The sequence below is a fragment of the Micromonospora acroterricola genome (assembly GCF_003172955.1).
GTDB classification, from domain to species: domain Bacteria; phylum Actinomycetota; class Actinomycetes; order Mycobacteriales; family Micromonosporaceae; genus Micromonospora; species Micromonospora acroterricola.
The window spans coordinates 1-8,973 of the sequence record NZ_QGKR01000088.1 but is presented as its reverse complement, the minus strand read 5'-3'; the positions used below and the strand labels follow the sequence as shown (position 1 = coordinate 8,973).

Genomic DNA, 8,973 nt, shown 5'->3' with positions numbered 1-8,973 from the left:
GGAGGGCGGCGGCCAGCGCGGCGGGCTCCGGGGCCACCACCCAGCCGGCCTCGCCCAGACCGATTCCGGCCGGCATCGGTGAACCGCCGCCGGCGACCGCGGAGGCGACCTCGGCCGGGCCGGTGCCGGCGGGCTCGTGCGGGGCGTCGGCCCCGACGAGGTACGGGATGCCGCCCAGCGCCGTGCCGAGCACCGGCCGGCCGCTGGCCATCGCCTCGATGATCACGGTGGGCAGCACGTCGTGCCACATGGCGGCGGCGATCACCACGGCGCTCGCCTCGACTGCCGCGCGCACCCCGGCACGATCGAGCTGACCGAGGTAGACCACGTCGGGTCGCTCGGCGGCGGCGGCCTCGACCAGCGGGCGCAGCTCGCCGTCGCCGGCCATGCGCAACGTGCCCAGAGCGCCCACGGGGTGCCGGCGCCAGGCGTCCAGTAGGAGGTCGACGCCCTTCTCGGGGCTCAGCCGGGCCATGTAGAGGAAGCCGTCACCGAGCGGGGCGGGCCGGCCCGGGTCGGGGACGGCATTCGGCTTCACGACGATCCGTTCGTCCGGAATGCCGTATTCGCGGAGATGGTCGGCGATCGCCGTGGTGAGCGCGATGTACCGGTCCACCGAGCGCCAGGTGCCCCTGTGCACGGCCAGGGTGGTCGCCATCAGCGCGCTCTGCGCCGCCGAGTCGCGGTAGCAGCGGTGCTTGATCGCCGGCACCCCCAGCGCCCGACCCTTGCAGTCCTGGCAGATCACGCCGTCGCGGAAGTAGATCCCGGAGGAGCAGACCTGCCGGTAGTTGTGCACCGTCTGCACCACCGGCACGCCGTGCCGGTGCGCGGTCCGCACCACCCAGGGCGAGAGCAGGGGGTACGGGTTGTGCAGGTGCAGCGCGTCCGGTCGGTGCTCGGTGAGCAGGCGGCTCAGGTCGTGCTGGGCACGAGGAGCCCAGATCGGCGAGATCGGCAGCAGTGCCTTGGCCGCCTTCGACATCGACGGGATCTCGTCGGAGCTGCGGATGAACGGCAGCACCTCGACACCGGCAGCGGTCAGCTGAGCGATCTCCGAGTCGACGATCGTGTTCTCGCCGGAGGGCTGAGCTTCCCGGTACCGGTTGTGTGCCACCACGATTTTCAACGAGCTCGCCTTTCGTTCACGACTGTGTCGGCTCCTGCGCGACTGCGGGGCTCGCAAGCTCACTCCTCGCACTCTCGCCAGGGACTCGCAAGCTCATTCCTCGCGCTCACCGGAAAGAAGGCTACCGTTGGCTGGTGCCCGAACTACCGGAGGTTGAGGCGCTCGCGGGTTACCTGCGGCAGCGCGCGGTGGGGCGGCGTGTCGACCGGCTCGAGGTCGCCGCGATCAGCGCCCTGAAGACGTACGACCCGGCACCGACCGCGGTCGCCGGTCGGGCGGTGGTCGACGCCCGCCGGCATGGCAAGTTCCTCGACGTGCTCGTCGAGGGCGATCTGCACCTGGTGGTGCACCTGGCGCGGGCGGGCTGGCTGCACTACCGGGAGGCGTTCCCGTCCACCACCCCGCTGCGCCCCGGCAAGGGCCCGATCGCGCTGCGCGTACGCCTGGACGACGGCTCCGGGTTCGACCTCACCGAGGCCGGCACCCAGAAGAAGCTGGCCGCGTACCTGGTCACCGATCTGTCGGCGGTGCCCGGGGTGGCCAAGTTGGGCCCGGACGCGCTCGCCGCGGACCTGCCCACCTTCACCGAGCGGCTGCGCAGCCGGCGCGGGCAGGTCAAGGGGGTGCTGACCGACCAGGCGGTGCTGTCCGGGGTGGGCAACGCGTACTCCGACGAGATCCTGCACGCCGCGAAGCTGTCCCCGTTCGCGATCACCGACCGGCTCACCGACGACCAGCTCGCCGCCCTGCACGCGGCCACCCGGCAGGTGCTCGGCGACGCGGTCCAGCGGTCCCTCGGCCAGCGTGCTGCGGAGCTGAAGGGCGAGAAGCGCTCCGGGTTGAAGGTGCACGCCCGCACGGGGCTGCCGTGCCCGGTGTGCGGGGACACCGTGCGGGAGGTGTCGTTCGCCGACTCGAGCCTCCAGTACTGCCCGACCTGTCAGACCGGCGGAAAGCCACTCGCTGACCGACGGTTGTCCCGCCTCGTACGGTGAGTAATTCCACTCGCCGACTACGGAGCGGAATCGGCTCTCCTGAGTCGAAGCTCCGGTCCGCGGTTCTCGCCACGAGCACATCCATCGGTATAGTGGCCCGGGTCCCCGGCTTCTGAAATGGTGCGGAGCCGGCCAGATCCCGCCGGCACCATCGGTCGCCAATCTCCTCCGGGGCAGCGACCGGTCGGAGCCACCGTGGGAGACTGGGACGGTGGGCGACCCGGGCCCTCACTGCGAGTGAGCGGTACGTGTCATGCGGGAGGACATGGGTGAGGTGACGGCAAGCCTCCAGCGCCCGGTAACCAACGAAGGCCGGAGCAGACTCGTGCGGCACGTCGACAGCTTCGAGATCCAGCCGCCGACGCCACCGTCGCACAACGGCGTCCCCAGGTCGGCGTGGGCCAGGGCGCGACGCCGCGTCTCCCGCTGGCATCGCCCCTACATCGCGATTCTGCTGCTGCTCGACTTCGGCGCGGCGGCGTTCGCCAGCTGGATCGCGATCCAGCTGTTCGACCAGGCCGCCTCCGGCTTCTCCGGCACCGAGCAGGACCCGACCTGGTTCCACACCATCTCGTACCTGCTGCTCCCGCTCGGCTGGGTGGTCATCCTCTGGAGCAACCGGGCCTACGACCGGCGCTACCTGGGGCTGGGGCCCGACGAGTTCAAGCGGGTGATCCGGGCCTCGGTGACGGTCGCCGCGAGCGTCAGCTTCCTGGCGTTCGCCACCGTGACCCAGCTCTCCCGGTACACGGTCGGCACGGCGCTGGTCGGCGCCACGGTGCTGATCCTGTGGGGCCGGTTCGTGGCCCGCTGGGCGCTGCACTACATCCGTCGGCGGGCCGGTCAGGCCGCGCACCGGATGGTGCTGGTCGGCACCCTGCCGGAGTGCCTGGAGGTCTACGCGGCGGTCACCCGCAGCCCGAACGCCGGGCTGGTGCCGGTCGCCATCCACATCACCGACGGCTACGCGGCCGCCCGCGGCATGCCGACCCCGGTGCCGGTGCACGCCGGCCGGGACGTCCTGGCCCTGGTCCGGGAGGTCGGCGGCGACACCATCGCGGTCTGCGGGTCGGCCAGCGCCGAGCCGGGCGAGCTGCGCCGGCTGGCCTGGCAGTTGGAGGGTTCCGGGGTCGACCTGGTGGTCGCCCCGCAGCTGACCGACATCGCCGGCCCCCGCGTGCACATCCGGCCGATCGAGGGCCTGCCGCTGCTGTACGTCGAGGAGCCGACCCTCTCCGGGCCGGCCCTGCTGGCCAAGAACCTGATGGACCGGGTGGCCGCCGGGCTCGGCCTGCTGCTGCTGATCCCGCTCTTCCTGGCGATCGGCCTGGCGATCCGGATCTCCGACCCCGGGCCGGTGTTCTTCCGCCAGCCCCGGGTCGGGCACGAGGGGCGGACGTTCCGGGTGTGGAAGTTCCGCACCATGTACGTCGACGCCGAGGATCGCCTGGCCAGCCTGGTCGACCGGAACGAGACCGACGGCATGCTGTTCAAGATGAAGGAGGACCCGCGGGTCTTCCCGGTGGGCCGCTTCCTGCGGGCCACCTCGCTGGACGAGCTACCGCAGTTGATTAACGTGCTCTGGGGCGAGATGTCGCTGGTCGGGCCCCGCCCGCTGCCGGCCGACGATGGCGACTTCCTGGGCGACGTACGCCGCAGGTTGCTGGTCCGCCCCGGCATGACCGGCCTGTGGCAGGTCTCCGGCCGCTCCGACCTGTCCTGGGACGAGTCGGTCCGTCTGGACCTCTACTACGTCGACAACTGGTCCCTGGCGTACGACCTGAGCATCCTGTGGCGCACGGTCGGTGTGGTGCTCGCCCGCAAGGGCGCCTACTAGGGGCTTGGCCCCCGGGGCCGGAGGGGCCAGGATCGCTGCGTGGGTGGCAACCTCTCCGCCGTCGTCGGCGTCGTCTCACTGGTCACCGCGCTGACCGCGGCCCTGTTGGCGGTGCTGCGGCTGCGTGCCCGCCGGGGCATCGCCACCGCCACCCAGCGGGCCACCTACGAGGTGCTCCACACCGCCGGGCTGGCCGCCGAACCGCTGCGGGCGGGGCTGAGCGCGGCGGGCGCGGCGAAGGCCGTACGCCATCTGCGGGCCCTGGTGGGGGCGGTGGGGCTGGCTCTCACCGACGCCGACCAGGTGCTCGCCCTGGACGGGCGCGGCGCGCACCACGGCGAGCAACTGCTCGCGGCGGCCCGCCGGGCGATGGACAGCGGGCGCTCGGCGGTGCTCGGTGAGTCGGAGTTGCACTGCGACCGGGTCGACTGCCCGATCCGGGGGTCGGTGGTCGCCCCTCTGCAGGGGGCGGACGGCCGGGTGGTCGGCGCCCTGGTGGCGATCGCCGACAGCCCTCCGGCGCCCGGGCTGGTGCAGGCCACCCTGGAGACCGCGCACTGGGCCGGCAACCAGCTCGCCCTGGCCGAGCTGGACTCGTCGCGGGAGCGGCTGGCGCGGGCGGAGATCCGGGCGCTGCGGGCGCAGATCAGCCCGCACTTCATCTACAACGCGCTGACCGCGATCGGCTCCTTCGTGCGGACCGACCCGGAGCGGGCCCGCGAGTTGATCCTGGAGTTCGCGGAGTTCACCCGGTACTCGTTCCGGGCGCACGGGGAGTTCACGACGCTGGCGGAGGAGCTGCGGTCGATCGACCGCTACCTGACCATCGAGCGGGCCCGGTTCGGCGACCGGTTGCAGGTGCGGTTGCAGATCGCACCGGAGGTGCTGCCGGTGACGCTGCCGTTCCTCTGCCTGCAACCGTTGGTGGAGAACGCGGTCCGGCACGGGTTGTCCCGCAAGCCGGGCACGGGCATGGTGAGCATCGAGGCCCGGGACGCGGGCGCCGAATGCCACATCACCGTGGAGGACGACGGGGTGGGAATGGATCCGACCACGCTGACGGCCGGCATCGCCGAGCTGGCCCGCGGCACCGGCGACCCGGGCGACGACCCCGGCCAGCACGTCGGCCTCTCCAACGTCGACGAGCGGCTGCGGTCGGTCTTCGGGGACCGGTTCGGCCTGGTCGTCGAGACCGGGCTGGGCTCGGGCACCCGGGTCAGCATGCGGGTTCCGAAGTTCCACCCCGGCGTACGGGCCGGATCGTGAGCGAGCGCAGCGACCGGGCAGCGCGGTGAGCGCGACCGGGTTCCTCCGGGTGCTGGCGGTGGATGACGAGCCGCCCGCGCTCGACGAGCTGGCGTACCACCTGCGGGCCGACCCCCGGGTGGCCCGGCTGCACACCGCGGGGGACGCCACCGAGGCGCTGCGGCTGCTCCGCGACGGTGACGTGGACGTGGTCTTCCTGGACATCCGGATGCCGGGCCTGGACGGCATGGAGCTGGCCCGGGTGCTGCGCCGGTTCGCCCGGCCACCGGCGATCGTCTTCGTCACCGCGTACGACGACGGGGCGGTGGACGCCTTCGACCTGGGGGCCACCGACTACGTGCGCAAACCGGTCCGCGCCGAGCGGCTGGCCGAGTCGCTGCGGCGGGTGATCGGCTCCCGGGTCGTGCCGTCGCACCCGGCGGCGCTAGCCCGGGCCGAGGAGGACCCGACCATCCCGATCGAGTTGGCCGGCACCACCCGGATGCTGCCCCGCTCGGCGGTGCGCTGGGTGGAGGCGCAGGGGGACTACGCCCGGCTGCACACCGCGGAGGGGTCGCACCTGGTGCGGGTCTCGCTGGCCACGCTCGCGGAGCGGTGGGCCGACGCCGGTTTCGTCCGGGTGCACCGGTCGTACCTGGTGCAGTTGAAGTTGATCGCGGAGCTGCGGCTGGTCAACTCCGGTTACGTGGTGGTGATCGACGGAACCGAGCTGCCGGTGAGCCGGCGGCACACCCGGGAGCTGAAGGACAAGCTGGTCCGTGCGGCGAAGCAGGACTGGAACCGCTGATCCCGGCTCCAGCCCCTCGGGTCTGCGATGGCAGGGCGACGGCCTTCAACTGCTCTCTGGACAGCGGAACCGGCGGCTGCGCGGGAAACGCGGACTCGTCGACCCCAACCATGTCGAGCGCGCTCGCCCACGAGGGTTGCATGAGCCAGCGGGAATAACCCCGCCTTGTCGTACGTCGTACGGTATCCGGAACGACCGACGAATGGAGCCCGTCCGTGTTCGATGCCGCCACCGAATTCGACCGCCAGCTCGACCGCCTGGTGGAGCTGGGATACCCGGCGCTCGCCGATCTGTCCGAGGGCGCCTTCCGTGATCTGGTCGTCCCGCTGCGCGCGGCGGCGATCGCGGGCGCGGCCGGGCTGCCCGCACCGACCGAGGGCCGGGTGCCGTTCCTGCTGGTCGTCACCCGCGACCTGGCAACGGTCGAGCAGCGGCTGGCACTCACCACGCTGGCCGGCAAGCGCAAGCCCGGCTTCCTCGATCGGCACTACGCCGAGGACGACCTGCCGAAGTTTGATCCGATCAAGGAACTGGAGGTGCCGGCGCGTCCGGCGTACCTGCTCTTCGACGTCGACCGGGGTGAGGAGTTCCGCAACCTGGCCCCGGCGGCGGCGCTGGACGGGATGACCGCGCAGGGTCGGCTGCCGCTCACCATCGACGAGGGGCTCGCCTTCATCACGCTGCACCCCGCGGCGCTGGCCAGCAACAGGTGTTTCTCGCTGGTCGGGTCGCGGTGCGGGGACAAGCGGGTGCCGGCACTCTGGATCAGCCAGGGCGCACCCAAGCTGGGGTGGTGCTGGTTCGGCAACCCGCACACCTGGCTCGGCTCCGCAACAGCCCGCCCGGAGCGCGTCGGCCTGGACTGACCGCCGGGGCAGGGCCAGCCGGCAGACACGGCGGGGTTGGTGGCAGTGCCACCAACCCCGCTCGGCGTCCTCCACAGCGAGGATCGGGATTTCCCGCAGGCCAACCGTCGTGGCCGCCGGGTTATCCACAGGGGTGACCCGTTCTCCACAGGTTATTCACAATGCCACCCACTGATCTCCACGGCGGATCCCTACAGTCAGGCCCCATGAAGGAACGCCGGGTACTGGTGGTCGAGGACGAACGGACCATCGCCGAGTCGGTCGCCGCCCGACTGCGCGCCGAGGGATTCGCGGTGGAGATCGCCGCGGACGGCCCCAGCGCGGTCGAGCAGTTCCGTACCGGACAGCCGGATCTGGTCGTCCTCGACGTGATGCTGCCCGGCTTCGACGGCCTGGAGGTGTGCCGGCGGATCCAGGCCGTCCGGCCGGTGCCGGTGCTGATGCTCACCGCCCGGGACGACGAGACGGACCTGCTGGTGGGGCTCGCGGTCGGCGCGGACGACTACCTCACCAAACCCTTCTCGATGCGCGAGCTGGCCGCCCGGGTGCACGTCCTGCTGCGCCGGGTGGAGCGGGCCGCCACCACGCCCGCGCCGCCCGCCATCCGCCTCGGCGACATCGAGATCAACGAGGCCGAGCGCCGGGTCCGGCGGGCCGGCGCGGACGTGCACCTCACGCCGACCGAGTTCGACCTACTGGTCCACCTCGCCGGACGGCCCCGCACGGTGCTCCCCCGGGAACGGCTGCTCGCCGACGTCTGGGGATGGGCCGAGGGGAGCGGCACCCGCACGGTGGACAGCCACGTCAAGGCCCTGCGCCGGAAGCTGGGCGCGGACCTCATCCGCACCGTCCACGGAGTCGGCTACGCCCTGGAGGTGCCGTCATGACCGCCACCCTGCTCACCCGTGTGGACCGGGTGCTGGAGCTGCTGCCCCGCCCGCTGGACCCGGTGCGCTCCATCAAGCTGAAGCTGGGGGTCCTGCTGGTCGCCTCCGGCGCGGCCGGGCTGGCGTACTTCTCGTACGGCATCGGCTGGCCACCACCGGTGACCTCGGCGACCGCCATCGCCGTCGCCCTGCTCACCTCGCAGGTGCTGGCGCACGGCATGACCTCGCCGCTGCGGGAGATGACGGCGGCCGCCGGCGCCATGGCCCGCGGCGACTACACCCGCCGGGTACGCGCCACGTCCCGGGACGAGGTCGGCGAGCTCGCCCAGGCGTTCAACAAGATGGCCGAGGACCTGCACGCGGCGGACCAGCGCCGGCGCGAGCTGATCGCCAACGTCTCGCACGAGCTCCGTACGCCGATCACCGCGTTGCAGGGCGTGTTGGAGAACATGGTGGACGGGGTGGCCACTCCCGAACCCGCGGCGCTGCGGTCGGCGCTGGGCCAGACCGAGCGGCTCGGACACCTCGTCGCCGACCTGCTCGACCTGTCCCGGCTCGACGCCGGCGTGGTCCCGCTGCGGCGCGTCCGCATCGACGTGGGGGACTTCCTCGACGAGGCGGTGGAACACGCCACCGCGAGCGCGACGGGCGCGGGGCTGGACGTGCGCTTCCGGCTCCGCGAGCTGGAGGTGCCCCTGACGGTGCACGCCGACCCGTGGCGACTGCACCAGGTGTTCGCGAACCTGCTCGACAACGCCGCACGGCACAGCCCGCCCGGCGGCACGGTGCGGTTGAGCGCCGAGGAACACGGTGGCCAGCTCCGCTTCGAGGTGAGCGACGAGGGTCAGGGAATCCCCACGGCGGAGCGCTCGCGGGTGTTCGAGCGGTTCACCCGGGGCGACCGGTCGGCCGGCGGCGGGACCGGGCTCGGCCTGGCCATCGCCCGGTGGGTCGTCGAACTGCACGGCGGCCGGATCAGGGTCCTCGATCCGGCCGGCCCGGCCCGGGGCAGCCGCCCCGGTTGCCGCATCCAGGTCACCATCCCGACCGAGGGGTCACCCCGAGAAGAGGCCGCATGACCAGCCCTGGCAGTGCCCCCGCCCCGGCCACCGGCCCGCGGCCCCCCGCTCCCGGCGGGACCGGCCAGCCCTGGTTCGGCCCCGGCCCGGCGTTCCCGCAGGCCGCCGGCCGGCCCCAACCCTGGCC

General features: G+C 72.7%; 8 protein-coding genes. 7 read left to right on the top strand and 1 reads right to left on the bottom strand.

Annotated elements, in window-relative coordinates; genetic code table 11:
• The coding region (locus DKT68_RS01905) for a glycosyltransferase family 4 protein (protein ID WP_109815709.1) at positions 1–1,129 on the bottom strand (1,129 nt) is incomplete at its 3' end.
• 134 nt (positions 1,130–1,263) lie between these two features.
• Here DKT68_RS01905 and DKT68_RS01900 point away from each other — a divergent pair.
• From DKT68_RS01900 to DKT68_RS01870, 7 genes are all read left to right on the top strand, one after another.
• The gene (locus DKT68_RS01900; protein WP_109815708.1) at positions 1,264–2,124 is read left to right on the top strand and encodes an Fpg/Nei family DNA glycosylase; all 861 of its coding nucleotides are present in this window, start codon (positions 1,264–1,266) and stop codon (positions 2,122–2,124) included.
• Between the two features lie 265 nt (positions 2,125–2,389).
• Entirely contained in the window at positions 2,390–3,961 is a 1,572-nt protein-coding gene (locus tag DKT68_RS01895) for a sugar transferase (RefSeq protein ID WP_201748860.1), read from the top strand.
• A 39-nt stretch (positions 3,962–4,000) separates the two neighbouring features.
• Positions 4,001–5,227, top strand: a complete 1,227-nt coding sequence (locus DKT68_RS01890; RefSeq protein ID WP_109815706.1) for a sensor histidine kinase — start codon at positions 4,001–4,003, stop codon at positions 5,225–5,227.
• Positions 5,228–5,252: 25 nt separating this feature from the next.
• Positions 5,253–6,014, top strand: coding sequence for a LytR/AlgR family response regulator transcription factor (locus tag DKT68_RS01885; protein WP_109815705.1), 762 nt, complete (start codon positions 5,253–5,255; stop codon positions 6,012–6,014).
• A gap of 215 nt (positions 6,015–6,229) precedes the next feature.
• Complete coding sequence (locus tag DKT68_RS01880; protein ID WP_109815704.1) at positions 6,230–6,880, top strand: DUF5701 family protein; 651 nt, start codon at positions 6,230–6,232, stop codon at positions 6,878–6,880.
• 206 nt (positions 6,881–7,086) lie between these two features.
• On the top strand, positions 7,087–7,767 hold the full coding sequence (locus DKT68_RS01875; protein ID WP_201748859.1) for a response regulator transcription factor: 681 nt from the start codon (positions 7,087–7,089) through the stop codon (positions 7,765–7,767).
• On the top strand, positions 7,764–8,846 hold the full coding sequence (locus DKT68_RS01870; RefSeq protein WP_109815702.1) for a HAMP domain-containing sensor histidine kinase: 1,083 nt from the start codon (positions 7,764–7,766) through the stop codon (positions 8,844–8,846). The genes DKT68_RS01875 and DKT68_RS01870 overlap by 4 nt, the downstream gene beginning before the upstream one ends.
• Positions 8,847–8,973: the final 127 nt, after the last annotated feature.

Excerpts from the sequence above, each read along its gene's own strand:
- DKT68_RS01895 (WP_201748860.1), top strand. The coding sequence starts at position 2,390 with ATGGGTGAGGTGACGGCAAGCCTCCAGCGCCCGGTAACCAACGAAGGC.
- DKT68_RS01875 (WP_201748859.1), top strand. The coding sequence starts at position 7,087 with ATGAAGGAACGCCGGGTACTGGTGGTCGAGGACGAACGGACCATCGCC.
- DKT68_RS01870 (WP_109815702.1), top strand. The coding sequence starts at position 7,764 with ATGACCGCCACCCTGCTCACCCGTGTGGACCGGGTGCTGGAGCTGCTG.